This window comes from Actinoplanes sp. CA-030573, from assembly GCF_050951115.1.
Lineage (GTDB): Bacteria > Actinomycetota > Actinomycetes > Mycobacteriales > Micromonosporaceae > Actinoplanes.
The window spans coordinates 1-16,004 of sequence record NZ_CP192038.1; the positions used below are offsets into that span (position 1 = coordinate 1).

Below are 16,004 nucleotides of genomic sequence, written 5' to 3' on the forward strand. Positions count from 1 at the left end.
GTGGCCGATCAGGTCGACCTGAGCGATGTGTGGAAGGCGACGCTGGAGGAGCTTGCCGACGAGATCTCGTCTCCTCAGCAGCGCGCCTACCTGCAGCTGACCAAGCTGCGCGCCATCGTCGAGGACACCGCGCTCCTGGCCGTGCCGGACGCCTTCACCCGCGACGTCATCGAGTCGCGCCTGCGCCCGGCAATCACCGAGGCGCTGAGTCGCAAGCTCAGTCGCCCGATCCAGGTCGCCGTCACGGTGAAGCCGCCCGAGGACGGCACCGGCCTGCCCGGCACCGTCTACGGCACGCCGGTCGAGCCGGTCGCCGATGAGCCGGCCGAGCCCCAGCCGCGGCACTACGCCGAGCCCGAGCCGCGCCGGCCCGACGTTCCGGCGTACGCCCATGACCCGTACGGGGAAAGCGCGCAGCGCCCCTCCTACCGCAACGTGCCCGCCGCGCGTGGTGGGCAGGAGGCCCTGTTCGCCGAGCCGGCGCCCGCGCCCACCGCCACTCCGGCCGGCCCCCCGCCGGCGATGCACCCGCCGATGCAGCCGTCGCCGCCCGCCCCGATGCAGCCGATGCCCATGCAGCATCAGGCGCCGCTCGGCCACATCGCCCCGCCCGCGCCCCCGGCCACCGACCAGGTCCCCGAGTCGAACGAGGCGGCACCGCACCGGATGGCGGCGAACCCGGCCCAGCTGCGCGACAACCAGCGCCGCCCGGACGACCGTCCCACTCTGGTCGAGGACGCGCTGCCCACCCGCGGCGACAACGGTCCCGGCCGCGCGCCGATGGACATCCGCCCGTCCTCCAACCCGCGCGGCACGAACGACGGCAACCGGCTCAACCCGAAGTACATGTTCGAGACGTTCGTCATCGGCTCGTCCAACCGCTTCGCCCACGCGGCCGCCGTCGCCGTCGCCGAGTCACCGGCCAAGGCGTACAACCCGCTGTTCATCTACGGCAGCTCCGGGCTCGGCAAGACCCACCTGCTGCACGCGATCGGCCACTACGCGACCACCCTCGGCCACGCGCGCTCGGTCCGCTACGTCTCCACCGAAGAGTTCACCAACGACTTCATCAACAGCCTGCGCGACGACAAGACCCAGGCGTTCCAGCGGCGCTACCGCGACGTCGACATCCTGCTGATCGACGACATCCAGTTCCTGGAGAACCGCGAGCGCACCCAGGAGGAGTTCTTCCACACCTTCAACACGCTGCACAACGCCAACAAGCAGATCGTCATCAGCTCCGACCGCTCCCCGCGCCAGCTGGCGACCCTCGAAGACCGTATGCGCACCCGCTTCGAGTGGGGCCTGCTCGCCGACATCCAGCCGCCCGACCTCGAGACGCGCATCGCGATCCTCCAGAAGAAGGCCGCCCAGGAGCGGATGTACGCCCCCGACGACGTCCTGGAGTTCATCGCCTCGCGCGTCTCCAACTCCATCCGCGAGCTCGAAGGCGCCCTCATCCGGGTGACCGCCTTCGCCAGCCTCACCCGCTCTCCCGTCCAGCTCTCGCTGGCCGAGGAGGTCCTGCGCGACTTCATGCCCGACGGCGCCGGCCCCGAGATCACCGCCGACCAGATCATGGTCTCCACCGCCGACTACTTCGGCGTCTCGCTCGAGGACCTCCGCGGACACTCCCGCTCGCGGGTGCTGGTCAACGCGCGCCAGGTGGCCATGTACCTCTGCCGCGAGCTCACCGACCTCTCGCTGCCCCGAATCGGCCAGGCCTTCGGCGGCCGCGACCACACCACGGTCATGCACGCCGACCGCAAAATCCGCCAACACATGGCCGAGCGGCGGTCGCTCTACAACCAGATCGCCGAGCTGACCAACCGCATCAAACAAAACACCTAGAGCATTTGGCGGGTACGGGATCTGTTCCATCCCCAACCGCACCTCGGCCCGCCCCGCCGAGCACCGCGAGGCCGTCGTTTGCCGGCCCGGTGCCGCGACCGGCGGGCTGGGCTGCCTGCTTGCGGTGCCGTCCGTTCCGGGCTCGCGCGCCGAGTCCCGCTGTGGTTTGCCTGGTCAGGCCGTCGCTTGCCTGGCACCGGTAGCCGCTCGACCCGCTCGCGCAGCAGTCGCTCTGCTCGGCCGCTTGCTCCGCCGCCGGCGGTCGCAGTCCGTTTCGCCGCCCTGCTTGGTGGGCCAAAGCGACCGGCTCAACGGCCGCCAGTCCAGCGATGAAGAGTTACCGCTCGTGGCGCGCCCGAACTCGCCAACATCGCCAACGGAGCCGAGAATGCAGCGCATAGGGCCCGTAACGACAACGGGCCGGGCAAGCGGCCGATCCGGAGACACGCCAGCGGTGAAGACTTACCGCTCCTAGCGCGCCCGAACTCATCAACATCACGAACCGCCGGGCGCGATACGGCTCGCGGCTGCGTCATCTGGTGGCCGACCGGCCGGTCCGATGGGTGGCCGACCGACCGGTCCAACCGGTGACCGACCGGTCCAACCGGTGACCGACCGGTCCAACCGGTGGCCGACCGACCGGTCCAACCGGTGGCCGACCGACCAGTCCAACTGGCGGCCGACCCGGCAGGTCGAACGGACGTCCAGCGCAAGCGGCCGAAGGGGCTGGGGACCGGCGGCGGAGCAAAGCGGCCGAGCAAGCAGTTGAATGTCCGAACGGCGGCCGAGCTAGTGAGCGGCAGCCGAGCAAGCGCGCGAGCGGCGGCGGAGTAAGCGTGCCCGGCAGCGGGGCAAGCATGAGCGGCGGTGGGGCAAGCGCGACGGCGGAGCAAGCGTGCCCGGCAGCCAACCAAGTGGCTGAGCCGCAAGCAGAGGCACCAAATCCGGGACGACGACCTGGCCGGCTATCCAACACGGCGGCGAAGCAACGCAGGGCCCGCCACCTCCCCCACCCGTGATTGGGTGGGCCGACGATAAGCCACGGGTACGACAACTTCGGCCGGTTATCCACACCACCTCAGCGGCCCCCAAGACGTTGCAGCCACCGCGTCCGGGCCTCGCCCCAAACACACAGGTCACCGGATCGGCGGACACCAAGACCGCCTTCATCCACAGATCGCCGGCTTACCCACAGGCCCGCTCACCCCAAAGAGTGGCGTTCGCCCGTTTTCCATACCTTTATCCCCAGCCTGTGCATAACCGTCGGGGATAACCGACGCGACCCCCGCCGACGCCGATCCACCTCCGGCTCCCGATGTCAACGACAGAACGCAACCGTCTCGTGCCAACGTTATCCACACCAATTCACAGGCGTTCACAGCCCTTCATCCCCAGCGGTGGATAACCCTCGGCGCGGCTTCCCACAGATGTGGAGAACTCCTGGGGAAATCGATGTGGACAGACACGCACAGTCACGAGGTTGTCCACGTCCTGTGGAAGGGTGTGGATTGCCTGTTGAAGAGTCTGGGGACGACGAGCCGATAGCGTCTCGACGTTGTACACAGGGCGGGGGACAAACCCAGTGGAAATCCGGTGGATAGCCGGTGGACAACGGTGGACAACCGAAGTCAGGTCGACGACTGTGGACGCAGACCCGGGTTTGTACCCCGGTTGCCCACATGTGAATCACCGGTGGATAACCCGTTGACCTGCACTAACTCGAGTTCTCCACACTATGCACAGGCCCTATGAAGACGACTAGAGATTTTTCTAAGACAACAAAAAGCAATCAACGGCGTTGGGGATGTTGTGGATCGGGCCGCCGGCGGCTCGTCACAGCCTCGCCACCACCCCGCACCGGTAGGCCCGGGCACGCACCGGCTTGCCGCCCGCAATAAAGTTCGTGGGGATCCACGCCCCTGACATGAGGAAGCGACGCGGAGGACAGCATGAAGTTCCGGGTGGAGCGAGACGCACTCGCCGACGCCGTGGCATGGACGGCCAAGAGCCTGCCCAGCCGGCCGTCGGTGCCGGTGCTCGCCGGCGTCATGCTGCGAGTCACCGACGGCCGGCTGCACGTCTCCGGCTTCGACTACGAGGTCTCCAGCCAGGTGAGCGTCGAGGTGCAGGCCGACGCCGACGGGGCCGCCCTGGTCTCCGGCCGCCTGCTCGCCGAGATCACCAAGGCGCTGCCGAACAAGCCGGTCGACATCGCCGCCGTCGGCGCGCATCTGGAGCTGGTCTGCGGCAGCGCGCGGTTCACGCTGCCGACCATGCCGGTCGAGGACTACCCGACCCTGCCGGAGATGCCGTCCAGCGCCGGCACCGTGGACGCCGCCGCCTTCGCCGCCGCGGTCGCCCAGGTGGCCGTCGCCGCCGGCCGGGACGAGACGCTGCCGATGATGACCGGCGTCCGCATCGAGCTGAACGGCTCGACGATGGCCATGCTGGCCACCGACCGCTACCGGCTCGCGATGCGCGAGATGGAGTGGAACCCGGACGACTCCGAGATCAGCCTCAACGCCCTCGTCCCGGCGAAGACGCTGAACGACACGGCCAAGACGCTCGGCCCGCTGGGCGGCTCGGTGACGCTGGCGCTCTCCCAGGGCAACGCGGGCGAGGGCATGATCGGCTTCGCCGGCGGCACCCGGCGCACCACCAGCCGGTTGCTCGACGGCGCCAACTACCCGCCGGTGCGCTCGCTGTTCCCCGCGAGCCACAACGCCGAGGCGCGGGTCGGCGTCGCCGCCCTGGTCGAGGTGGTTCGCCGCGTGGCCCTGGTCGCCGAGCGCACCACCCCGGTGCTGCTGAGCTTCAGCGAGGACGGTCTGGTGGTCGAGGCCGGTGGGACGGAGGAGGCGCGGGCCAGCGAGGCGATGGAGGCGACTTTCACCGGAGAGCCCCTGACGATCGGCTTCAACCCGCAGTATCTGATCGACGGCCTGCAGAACCTCGGCGCCCCCAACGCGATGCTGTCCTTCGTCGACGCGTTCAAGCCGGCTGTGATCTCCCCCGCGGGCGAAAACGGCGAAATCGTGCCCGGTTACCGCTATCTGATCATGCCGATCCGGGTAACGCGCTGATACTGAAGGCGAGAGAACCGCACATCTAGGGGGAACACCATGCAGCTTGGCCTTATCGGTCTCGGGCGGATGGGCGGCAACATGGCCGACCGAATCCGCGCGGCAGGGCACGAGGTGGTCGGTTTCGATCACCATCCGGATAAGCGGGACGTCAGCTCGCTCGCCGAACTGGTCGAGAAGCTGTCCGCTCCACGAGTGGTGTGGACCATGGTGCCCGCCGGCGAGATCACCGAGAGCACGATCGACCAGCTGAGCGAGCTGCTGTCCGAGGGTGACCTGATCATCGACGGCGGCAACTCCAAGTTCACCGACGACAAGCCCCGGGCCGAGCGGCTCGCCGCCAAGGGCATCGGGTACATGGACTGTGGCGTGTCCGGCGGCATCTGGGGCAGCCAGAACGGCTACGCGCTGATGGTCGGTGGCAGCCAGGCGGACGTCGCCAAGGCGATGCCGATCTTCGAGGCGCTCAAGCCGGCCGGCCCGTACGGCTTCGTCCACGCCGGCCCGGTCGGCGCCGGCCATTACACCAAGATGGTTCACAACGGCATCGAGTACGGGATGATGCAGGCCCTGGCCGAGGGCTGGGAGCTCCTGGAGGCGTCCGAGTACGTCGACGACGTCCCCGGTGCGATCAAGAGCTGGCGTGAGGGCAGCGTCGTCAAGTCGTGGCTGCTCGACCTGCTCGACCGCGCCCTCGACGGCGACCCCGAGCTGGCCAAGCTCAAGGGCTACGCCGAGGACACCGGCGAGGGCCGCTGGACGGTCGACGAGGCGGTGCGCCTGGCGGTGCCCGCCCATGTCATCGCCGCCTCGCTGTTCACCCGGTTCGAGTCGCGTCAGGTCGACTCGCCGGCCATGAAGGCCGTCGCCGCCCTCCGCCAGCAGTTCGGCGGCCACGCCGTCGTCGGCTGACCGGCTCCACCGCACTAAAATCACGGGGATGTACGTACGCCGGGTCGAGCTGGCCGACTTCCGCTCCTACGAGCGGGTGGCGGTCGACCTCGACCCGGGCGTGTCCGTCCTGGTCGGCCAGAACGGGATGGGCAAGACCAACCTGATCGAAGCGCTCGGCTACGTGGCCACACTGGACAGTCACCGGGTGGCCACCGACGCCCCGCTCGTCCGGGCCGGCGCCGCATCGGGCGTCATCCGGTGCGCAATCGTCCACGATGGACGCGAGTTGCTGGTCGAGCTCGAGATCGTGCCGGGCAAGGCGAACCGGGCCCGGCTCAACCGGTCGCCGGTGCGCCGGCCGCGCGAGGTGCTCGGCGCCCTGCGCATGGTGCTGTTCGCGCCGGAAGACCTCGAGCTGGTCCGCGGCGACCCGGCCGCACGCCGGCGCTACCTCGACGACCTGCTCGTGGCGCGCCAGCCGCGCTACGCCGGCGTCCGGGCCGACTACGACCGGGTGATCAAGCAACGCAATGCGCTGCTGCGTACGGCGTACCTGACCCGCAAGGTCGGCGGCACCCGTGGGCAGGACCTTTCCACGCTCGCGGTCTGGGATCACCACCTCGCCGACCACGGCGCCGAGCTGCTGGCCGGACGGCTGGAACTGGTCGCCGCCCTCGGCCCGCACCTGACGAAGGCCTACGACGCGGTTGCCGCCGGCCGGGCCGCGGCCGCCATCGCGTACGCGTCGAATCTCGGCGAAAACCTCACGCCGGACCGCCCGGCGCTGGAGGAAGCCCTGCTCACCGCCCTGCAGGAGCGTCGCTCCGCGGAGATCGAGCGCGGCGTGACCCTGGTCGGCCCGCACCGCGACGACCTCACGCTGGCGCTCGGCGACCTGCCGGCCAAGGGCTACGCGAGCCACGGCGAGTCCTGGTCGTTCGCGCTGGCGCTGCGGCTGGCCGCCTATGACCTGCTGCGCTCGGACGGCATCGAGCCGGTCCTGGTCCTCGACGACGTCTTCGCCGAGCTCGACGCCGGCCGCCGCGACCGCCTGGCCGCCCTGGTCGCCGACGCCGGCCAGCTGCTGGTGACCTGCGCGGTCCCGGAGGACGTGCCGCCCACCCTGCGCGGCGCCCGCTTCGACGTGACGCTGGGATCGGTGACCCGTGACGCCTGACGAGCGACCCGGCTACGACCCGACGGCGGAACGGTTCTTCCCCAAGGGAGACTTCCGCGAGGACCGCCGACGCGACGAGTGGTACGAGACGGAGCCCGGCCCGTCCGAGTCCGGCCGACCGACGTCGAGTCGATCTGAGCGGTCCGCTGAGCGCGCCGCTGCCGCCGAGGGTGGGGAGATCCCGTCCGGGGGCGGTTCGAGGGCGGAGAAGGCCGCTGAGGGGGCCGCAGGAGCCAGTGACGGGTCCGGCGACCCCGCCAAAGCCGGGCCGGAGCTGGCCCGGGCCGTGCTCGACGCCGCGCTCGCGAAGCGCAAGGCGGCAGCCGCCAACCCGCGCCGCCGCAGCGGAGAGGGCGCCGGAACGGGCAAGCGGCCACGCGGCTACTCCGGCCCCGGGCCCGACCCGCGCGACCCGCAGCTGTTCGGCGACGTCCTCGGCCGGCTCATGAAGGCGCGCGGCTGGGAGAAGCCCAAGGCCGAGGCCACCGTCTTCGGGGCCTGGGAGCGCGTGGTCGGCCCGGACATCGCCAAGCACAGCCGGCCGGTCAAGCTCGACGCCGGGGTGCTGACCGTCGAAGCCGAGTCGACGGCGTGGGCCACCCAGCTGCGGATGCTGGCGGCGACCCTGCTGAAGAACATCGCGGCCGAGGTCGGCCACAACGTGGTGACCAAGCTGAACATCCACGGGCCGGCCGCGCCGTCGTGGAGCAAGGGGCCGCGGCGGGTGCAGGGGCGAGGACCGCGCGACACGTACGGATGACGCGCAGTAATCAATTGGCGGGTTTGCGCCTTTGCTCAGTAGTCGGCGAAAACGGCGAAACCGCGATCGGCGCAGCGGCGGTAGAAACCGGCGAGAATCGCCAGCTCGGAGCGGGCGAAACTCCAGTGCGGGGCGTTGCCGGCGTCGTCGCGCAGGGCCGACATCCGGTTCTCCAGCCAGCGCAGCTGCTGCTCGGCGAGGCGGCCCTGGGTGATCGCGGCCCGCATCACCTCGGCCACGGTGTCGAAGGTGACCAGGTCGCCGAACTTCTCGTGACCCTCGACGAAGCGCTCGAGGCCGCCCGCGATCCAGGCGCAGCCGTCCGGGTCGATGACCGGGTCCTCGTCCTCGGCCGCCGCGTCGGTCGCGTAGAGCACGCCGTCGAGACCCAGAAGCAGATCGACCAGCTCCGTGTACGCCGTGGCCCGCACCGTGCCGGTCTTGGCGATGTGCAGCGCCAGCGCTCCGGTCGGCGCGGCGATCTCGGGCGCGTCGGCGATCGCGCCGAAGTCGACGAACTCCGCGGGTGCCACCGGGTCGTAGTACTGGTTCGTCCGGGGCCAGTGCACCGCGACGTTGTCCAGCCCCTTGTCATGCGCCATCTGGGGCCATCCCTCCTCGACATGCCTCGCAGAGCTTCGCCGCGGCGGAGCGCCGATGCAACCTCGCGGTGTGGCGTCCGGCCACGCACCGGTTCGCGCCGGGCGAAGGTTACGACACCATGCCCCGGTGTTGTGAGGCAGTGTCGCAGCGCGTGGCCGCTCGGTCCGGCAGGCGCGCGGTGACGATCGACAGCCGGATCAGTTGCCGTTGCGCGAGGCGGCTCTTCCGTGTAGGGGGAGACGTGGGTGGCGGCTCCGACGGCGCTACGGCGATCTGAGGCACCCGGACGGGGTGCCGCACCCTCATGAACTCGCTTCCGCGAGGTAGAATCGACGGAGACCGGAAAAGCATCGCGCGGTCGTGACGGCGGGTTGCCGATCGTTACGCTACGCGGTTTTTCCAGCCGATCACGATCCGCGGGCCTGCCGCGGCGACCGGCGCGCACGGTTCCACCGGTGGTCCGCTCCTCCCCGCGGGTTCCTCGTGTGTGGCCCGTCATGCCCGCCGGCCGTCCGCCGTATGTCCGCCAACCCCGCTGCGGGGCCCCTCACCGGGGGTGACGCGCGAGAAAGTGGCCGAGGGTGGCAGAGAAGAAGCAGGAGTACGGTGCGGAGTCGATCACCGTGCTCGAGGGCCTCGAGGCAGTCCGCAAGCGTCCCGGCATGTACATCGGCTCCACCGGCGAGCGGGGCCTCCACCACCTGGTCTGGGAGGTAGTGGACAACGCCGTCGACGAGGCGATGGCCGGCTACTGCGACACGGTCGACGTGGTTCTGCTGGCCGACGGCGGCGTCTCGGTCACCGACAACGGCCGCGGGTTCCCGGTCGACCTGCACCCGAAGCTGAAGAAGCCGGGCGTCGAGGTCGCGCTGACGATCCTGCACGCCGGCGGCAAGTTCGAGGGCACAGCCTACAAGGTCTCCGGCGGCCTGCACGGCGTCGGCGTCTCGGTGGTCAACGCGCTGTCCACCAAGATGCACGTCGAGATCCACAAGTCCGGCTACGTCTGGCGGCAGGATTACACGGCGTCCAAGCCGAGCCCGCTGGTCAAGGGCGAGGAGACGACGACGACCGGTTCGACGGTGCAGTTCTGGCCGGACCCGACGATCTTCGAGACCACCGACTTCGACTTCCAGACGATCTACCGGCGCCTCCAGGAGTACGCGTTCCTCAACCGTGCCCTGACGATCAACTTCACCGACGAGCGCTCGGTCGACGAAGAGGGCAACCACCGCAAGGTCACGTTCATGTACAAGGACGGCATCTCCGACTTCGTCCGCCACCTGAACCAGACCAAGAACCCGATCCACAAGACGGTCATCGACTTCGGCAGCGAGTCGCCCGAGGAGGGCATGGCCGTCGAGGTCGCGATGCAGTGGAACGAGTCGTACGGCGAGTCGGTCTACACCTTCGCCAACTCGATCAACACGCACGAGGGCGGCACCCACGAGGAGGGCTTCCGCGCGGCGCTGACCAGCCTGGTCAACCGCTACGGCGCGGAGAAGAAGTTCCTCAAGAGCGACGAGAAGCTCTCCGGCGAGGACATCCGCGAGGGTCTCGCCGCGATCATCTCGGTGAAGCTGCAGAACCCGCAGTTCGAGGGCCAGACCAAGACCAAGCTCGGCAACACCGACATGAAGAGCTTCGTCCAGCGGGTGGCAAACGAGCAGCTGGCCGACTGGTTCGACCGCAACCCGGCCGACGCGAAGACCATCATCACCAAGGCGTCGCAGGCCGCCCGGGCCCGCATCGCCGCCCAGCAGGCCCGCAAGCTGGCCCGCCGCAAGTCGCTGCTGGAGTCCGGCTCGATGCCGGGCAAGCTGGCCGACTGCCAGTCCACCGACCCGCGGGTGTGCGAGCTGTTCATCGTCGAGGGCGACTCCGCCGGCGGCTCGGCCAAGCAGGGCCGCAACAGCGCGATCCAGGCGATCCTGCCGATCCGCGGCAAGATCCTGAACGTGGAGAAGGCCCGGATCGACCGGGTGCTGAAGAACAACGAGGTCCAGTCGCTGATCACCGCCCTGGGCACCGGCATCCACGACGACTTCGACATCGCCAAGCTGCGGTACCACAAGATCGTGCTGATGGCCGACGCCGACGTCGACGGCCAGCACATCCAGACGCTGCTGCTCACCCTGCTGTTCCGCTTCATGCGGCCGCTGGTCGAGCAGGGTCACGTCTACCTGGCGGCGCCGCCGCTTTACAAGATCAAGTGGAACAAGCGGGGCGACGACGCGCAGTACGCGTACTCCGACCGGGAGCGGGACGGCCTGATCGCGCTGCGCCAGCAGAAGAAGCCGAACGCCAAGCCGGATGACATCCAGCGGTTCAAGGGTCTCGGCGAGATGAACTTCCACGAGCTGTGGGACACGACCATGGACCCGGCGACCCGGACGCTGCGTCAGGTGACTCTCGACGACGCTGCAACAGCGGACGAGCTCTTCAGCGTCCTTATGGGTGAGGACGTCGAGGCGCGGCGCTCGTTCATCCAGCGCAACGCCAAGGACGTGCGGTTCCTCGACATCTGAGGGTCCCGATATCCACAGCGCCGACCGACTTTCCACAACGTTATCCACAGCAGTATGCGTGCTTTAGCCGTACTTGCCTGGTTTCACCTTGAGTAAGGGTTAACAGTGACTGACACTCCCGAACCACCCGCCGGCGACGAATCCCCCGAGGAGACCGGCGGCGGCGGTGTGACCCAGCGAGTCGAGCCCGTCGGCCTCGAGGTCGAGATGCAGCGCTCGTACCTCGACTACGCGATGAGCGTGATCGTGGGCCGGGCGCTGCCCGACGTCCGGGACGGTCTCAAGCCGGTGCACCGCAAGATCCTTTACGCGATGTACGACTCCGGGTTCCGCCCCGACCGTGGCTACGTGAAGTGCGCACGCGTCGTCGGCGACGTGATGGGCAACTACCACCCGCACGGCGACTCGTCGATCTACGACGCGCTCGTCCGGATGGGCCAGCCCTGGTCACTGCGGTACCCGCTGATCGACGGCAACGGCAACTTCGGCTCGCCGGGCAACGACCCGCCGGCCGCCATGCGGTACACCGAGTCGAAGCTGTCCCCGCTGGCCATGGAGATGCTGCGGGACATCGACGAGGACACCGTCGACATGCAGGACAACTACGACGGGCGTACGCAGGAGCCGACAATCCTGCCCGCCCGTTTCCCGAACCTGCTGGTCAACGGCTCCGAGGGCATCGCGGTCGGCATGGCCACCAAGATCCCGCCGCACAACCTGCGGGAGATCGCGGCGGCCGTGCAGTGGGCGCTGGACAACCCCGAGGCGGACGAGGCGGCCACCCTCGAGGCGGTGCTCGAGCTGGTCAAGGGTCCCGACTTCCCGACCAAGGGGCTCATCGTCGGGCAGCAGGCGATCCAGGACGCGTACCGGACCGGTCGTGGTTCCATCCGCATGCGCGCGGTCGTCGAGATGGAGGAAGACCCGCGCGGCCGGCCGCAGCTGGTCGTGACCGAGCTGCCCTACCAGGTCAACCCGGACAACCTCGCCGAGCGGGTGGCCGAGCTGGTCAAGGAGGGCAAGCTCACCGGCATCGCCGACATCAAGGACGAGTCCTCCGGCCGTACGGGCATGCGGCTGATCATCGTCCTGAAGCGCGACGCGGTCGCGAAGGTCGTGCTGAACAACCTGTACAAGCACACCCAGCTGCAGGAGACCTTCGGCGCCAACATGCTGGCCCTGGTCGACGGTGTGCCGCGCACGCTGAACCTGGCGCAGTTCATCCGCTACTACGTCGACCACCAGATCGAGGTCATCCGCAGGCGTACGGCCTTCCGGCTGCGCAAGGCCGAGGAACGCGCCCACATCCTGCGCGGTCTGGTCAAGGCGCTGGACATGCTCGACGAGGTCATCGCCCTGATCCGGCGGTCGCCGACGGTCGAGGACTCGCGCCAGGGCCTGATGCAGCTGCTCGACGTCGACGAGATCCAGGCCACCGCGATCCTCGACATGCAGCTGCGCCGGCTGGCCGCCCTCGAGCGCCAGCGGATCATCGACGAGCTCGCGAAGATCGAAATCGAGATCGCCGACCTCAAGGACATCCTGGCCAAGCCGGAGCGGCAGCGGGCGATCGTCTCCGAGGAGCTCGGCGAGATCGTGCAGAAGTACGGCGACGACCGGCTGACGCAGATCATCCCGTTCGACGGCGAGGTCTCCATGGAGGACCTCATCGCGCGCGAGGACGTTGTGGTGACCATCACACGTACGGGTTACGCGAAGCGCACCAAGGTCGATCTGTACCGGTCGCAGAAGCGCGGCGGCAAGGGCGTCAGCGGCGCCACGCTGCGGCAGGACGACATCGTCTCGCACTTCTTCGTGATCTCGACCCACGACTGGATCTTGTTCTTCACCAACAAGGGCCGGGTCTACCGCGCGAAGGCGTACGAGCTGCCCGAGGCCGCCCGGGTCGCGAAGGGCCAGCACGTCGCCAACCTGCTCGCCTTCCAGCCCGACGAGCACATCGCGCAGATCATCCAGATCCCGAACTACCAGGTCGAGCCCTACCTTGTGCTCGCCACCAAGAATGGTCTCGTGAAGAAGACCCGACTCGAGGAGTTTGACTCCAACCGCAGCGGTGGCATCATCGCCATCAACCTGCGGGAGGATGACGAGTTGGTGGGCGCGACCCTGGCGGCACCGGAGAACGACCTGCTCCTGGTCTCCAAGAAGGCGCAGGCCATCCGCTTCAACGCGACCGACGAGGCCCTGCGGCCGATGGGTCGCGCGACCTCCGGCGTGATCGGCATGCGCTTCGGTGACAACGACGAGCTCCTCGCCATGGAAGTGGTTCGCGAGGGCATGGATGTGTTGGTCGCCACCGACGGTGGGTATGCGAAGCGGACGCCGATCGAGGAGTATCCGGTACAGGGCCGTGGCGGGAAGGGAGTTCTCACCGCGAAAATCACGGAGCGCCGTGGCGGTCTGGTGGGCGCTCTCGTGATCAGCCCCGAGGATGAACTATTTGCCATCACCAGCAATGGTGGTGTCATCCGGACTCCCGTGAAGCCTGTACGGCGCACGCGGGATCGGAACACAATGGGGGTCAAGCTGATGGACCTCCCAGAAGGTGTAACCATCGTGGCGCTTGCTCGCAATGCCGACGAGCCTGACGAACAGGACTAGTTGATGCCGGAGACACAGGCGAAGTCGGGGGCCGCGGGGGCCTCAGCGACTCCGGACGAGGCGGCCAAGAAAGAGGGCGCCGCCGCGAACGGGCGCGAAGCCGCGGCTCGGACCGCGACCCCCGCCGATGCCCCGTCCCCGCCGAAGTTCACCCGGGCGCCGGGCATGGCCCCGCCGCCGGGTGAGCCCGCCGACAAGGACGGTTCGTCGGACGCGAAGCGGCCCGGGCCCGCGGTGGCCAAGGGCTCGGCGACCGTGCCGATCGTCACCAAGGGCAAGGGCGCCATTCCCGGCGCCGCGCCGGCCCGGCCCGCAGGCCCGGGGGCGCCGCAGCGTCCGGCCGGTGGTCCGGCCGGCCCCGGCCCCGGCCAGCAGTCCGGGAACGTGACCGGTGCCAAGCAGCAACAGCAGCGGCAGCCCGGCAACACGACCGGCTCGGCCGCGGTCGGTGCGGCCCGGGTCACCGAGGCCGTCCGCTCGGCGCGCTCCACGGTGACGTCGGCCGCCGCCCGCGGGCCTCGCCGTGCCCGGCTCAACCTCAAGCGGATCGACCCCTGGTCCGTCATGAAGTTCTCGTTCGCCGTCTCCGTGGTGCTGTTCATCGTCGTGGTCGTCGCCACGTCGGTGCTCTACCTGGCCCTCGACGCGATGGGCGTCTGGGGTGAGGTGAACAACAGCCTGAAGGAGCTGGTGAGCGCCTCCGGCGGCACCGATGGGTCGTCCAGCGGTGGCTTCCAGATCACCGCGTGGGGCGTGATCGGCACATCGATGCTGATCGGGGCGGTGAACGTCGTCCTGTTCACGGCGCTCGCGACCCTCGGCGCGTTCATCTACAACGTCTGCGCCGACCTGGTCGGCGGCGTCGAGCTGACCCTGGCCGAGCGCGACTGACCTGCATCGCCGCTGCGGGCCACCCCCGTTTTGGTGGCCCGCGGCCCGGTGCGGTAATCTTCGGTGTCGCAATCGCGCGGGGCTATAGCTCAGTCGGTTAGAGCGCAGAGCTGATAACTCTGAGGTCGCTGGTTCGATTCCAGCTAGCCCCACGAGCGGACTAGATGGCCCCTGCTCACACACACCGTGAGCCGGGGCCGCTCGTTATGTTGGCTCCGGGGGCCGAGCCCCCGGAAACCCCACGGGCCTGACGGTGGGCGCGGTGGGTGACAACGTTGCGCGAGGTTTGGGGCCAAACGTGCTGAAGAAGCTTTTGATTGTGGCCGGTGTCGTTACGGTGGCGGCTCTTGTGGTGAAGAAGGTCAAGGCGTCCAGTGATGAGCGGGCGCTGTGGCACGAGGCGACTACGGCGCCGGACCTTCGATAGGCTGGTGCGGTAAGAGGGGCCCTAGCTCAACTGGCAGAGCACCGCCTTTGCAAGGCGGGGGTTAGGGGTTCAAGTCCCCTGGGCTCCACAGGAGAGTTGGAAGGCCGGCCAGGCGTCTACCGGCCGGAAGCCGAGCTGTGTGTTCACGGCGCGCATGTGGGTGTTGTCGTCGGCGTTCCAGGCGTCTATGAAGCGCAACGGTGGCTCGTGCGCTTGGGCGTAGGCGTGGTTGGCTGACTTGATCTGCATGCCCAGGCGATGGCCTCGGTGTGCGGGCTCCACCAGGGTTATGCGCTGGCGGGCGTGGGTGTTCGCGGCCGACTCGAAGGCCAGCTTGGTTCTTGCGACTATGCGGCCGGTGGAATCGTGGCGGGCCGCGGTCGAGTAGGAGCGGTGGCCTCGAGCCTGCTCGGTGGCCTCCTGCGCGCGCAGACGGGCGGCGTCGTAGGAACGCTGGTCGGCCGACAAGGTGCCGGTGGGTGCGTCGAGCATCAGGCGGGTTTGCAGGGCCGCCAAATCGTCGATGAGCTCCGCGGGGGCTGCGTCGCGCCATTGGATCAGCGAATAGCCGGCGGCGGCTGCGCGTACGGGTGAGCAGAGCGATGGGTGGTCGGCGGCTGCGCCTATGGGTGAGCAGAGCAAAGGGCCGCGAACGGGCAGCTCACAGCGCGACCTGATGCTGGTCATGCCGGGGCGGTGGCCGCGAGCGGTCAGATAGCGGTAGCCGGACTCGTCGCGGGCGGGGCCGCCGGCCAGCGCGCGGACCGTCTCGACCTCGATCAGGGTGCGATGGTGCCGGCGGGCGGCGGCCTCGACGGCCTGCAGCAAGTTGGTGCCTACGCCGCGGCGGCGATGGGCCGGGTGGACGATCAGATCCAGGTAGAGCGTGCTCAGGTCCTCGTTCTGGGGGATCTGGTACGACGCGGCGCCGATGATGTGGGCGCCGTCCCGGGCCAGGATGGCCTCTTCGGTCGAGTGCGGCCAAGGGTGGGTGAAACGGGCGACGTGGGCCCGCCGGCTGGGCGTGGGGAAGTCGGGCAGGTCATGGCGGGTCACCGCGACCACCAGGTCGTACCACTCGTCGATCGCGGCGGCGTCGGCCGGATCGAGAGGCGCGATGGTCATGCCCGCCATCGTCCGGCGGGCATGACCCGGCCGCAAACCAAAA

General features: G+C 69.1%; 11 protein-coding genes and 2 tRNA genes. 11 read left to right on the top strand and 2 right to left on the bottom strand.

Going from position 1 to position 16,004, the window contains the following annotated elements; translation table 11 throughout:
• The 5 genes from dnaA to ACQP2F_RS00025 all read left to right on the top strand — a co-directional run bounded on the left by dnaA (position 1) and on the right by ACQP2F_RS00025 (position 7,765).
• A complete protein-coding gene (dnaA, locus tag ACQP2F_RS00005) occupies positions 1-1,851 on the top strand; it encodes a chromosomal replication initiator protein DnaA (protein WP_433299520.1) in 1,851 nt (616 codons plus the stop codon).
• 1,949 nt (positions 1,852-3,800) lie between these two features.
• A complete protein-coding gene (dnaN, locus tag ACQP2F_RS00010; protein WP_433299522.1) occupies positions 3,801-4,934 on the top strand; it encodes a DNA polymerase III subunit beta in 1,134 nt (377 codons plus the stop codon).
• A 39-nt stretch (positions 4,935-4,973) separates the two neighbouring features.
• Positions 4,974-5,846 carry a phosphogluconate dehydrogenase (NAD(+)-dependent, decarboxylating) gene (gnd, locus tag ACQP2F_RS00015; protein ID WP_433299524.1) on the top strand — a complete coding sequence of 291 codons (873 nt, stop codon included), beginning with the start codon at positions 4,974-4,976 and terminating at the stop codon, positions 5,844-5,846.
• 28 nt (positions 5,847-5,874) lie between these two features.
• The gene (gene recF / locus ACQP2F_RS00020) at positions 5,875-7,005 is read left to right on the top strand and encodes a DNA replication/repair protein RecF (RefSeq protein ID WP_433299526.1); all 1,131 of its coding nucleotides are present in this window, start codon (positions 5,875-5,877) and stop codon (positions 7,003-7,005) included.
• A 178-nt stretch (positions 7,006-7,183) separates the two neighbouring features.
• Positions 7,184-7,765, top strand: coding sequence for a DUF721 domain-containing protein (locus tag ACQP2F_RS00025; protein ID WP_433307919.1), 582 nt, complete (start codon positions 7,184-7,186; stop codon positions 7,763-7,765).
• A 35-nt stretch (positions 7,766-7,800) separates the two neighbouring features.
• Here ACQP2F_RS00025 and ACQP2F_RS00030 read toward each other — a convergent pair whose 3' ends face one another.
• Positions 7,801-8,367: a hypothetical protein gene (locus ACQP2F_RS00030; protein WP_433299528.1), complete on the bottom strand. Its 567-nt coding sequence runs from the start codon at positions 8,365-8,367 to the stop codon at positions 7,801-7,803.
• 582 nt (positions 8,368-8,949) lie between these two features.
• Between ACQP2F_RS00030 and gyrB the strand changes: the two genes are divergently transcribed.
• The 6 genes from gyrB to ACQP2F_RS00060 all read left to right on the top strand — a co-directional run bounded on the left by gyrB (position 8,950) and on the right by ACQP2F_RS00060 (position 14,924).
• Positions 8,950-10,896 carry a DNA topoisomerase (ATP-hydrolyzing) subunit B gene (gene gyrB / locus ACQP2F_RS00035; protein ID WP_433299530.1) on the top strand — a complete coding sequence of 649 codons (1,947 nt, stop codon included), beginning with the start codon at positions 8,950-8,952 and terminating at the stop codon, positions 10,894-10,896.
• A gap of 105 nt (positions 10,897-11,001) precedes the next feature.
• Positions 11,002-13,518, top strand: a complete 2,517-nt coding sequence (gyrA, locus tag ACQP2F_RS00040; RefSeq protein ID WP_433299532.1) for a DNA gyrase subunit A — start codon at positions 11,002-11,004, stop codon at positions 13,516-13,518.
• A 3-nt stretch (positions 13,519-13,521) separates the two neighbouring features.
• Positions 13,522-14,409 carry a DUF3566 domain-containing protein gene (locus tag ACQP2F_RS00045; protein ID WP_433299534.1) on the top strand — a complete coding sequence of 296 codons (888 nt, stop codon included), beginning with the start codon at positions 13,522-13,524 and terminating at the stop codon, positions 14,407-14,409.
• A gap of 78 nt (positions 14,410-14,487) precedes the next feature.
• Positions 14,488-14,561: transfer RNA gene (locus ACQP2F_RS00050), tRNA-Ile, on the top strand.
• 146 nt (positions 14,562-14,707) lie between these two features.
• Entirely contained in the window at positions 14,708-14,836 is a 129-nt protein-coding gene (locus ACQP2F_RS00055) for a DLW-39 family protein (RefSeq protein ID WP_433307920.1), read from the top strand.
• Between the two features lie 15 nt (positions 14,837-14,851).
• Positions 14,852-14,924: transfer RNA gene (locus ACQP2F_RS00060), tRNA-Ala, on the top strand.
• Here ACQP2F_RS00060 and ACQP2F_RS00065 read toward each other — a convergent pair.
• The gene (locus ACQP2F_RS00065) at positions 14,906-15,961 is read right to left on the bottom strand and encodes a GNAT family N-acetyltransferase (protein ID WP_433299536.1); all 1,056 of its coding nucleotides are present in this window, start codon (positions 15,959-15,961) and stop codon (positions 14,906-14,908) included. The two genes, ACQP2F_RS00060 and ACQP2F_RS00065, sit on opposite strands and share 19 nt — an antisense overlap.
• Positions 15,962-16,004 lie beyond the last annotated feature (43 nt).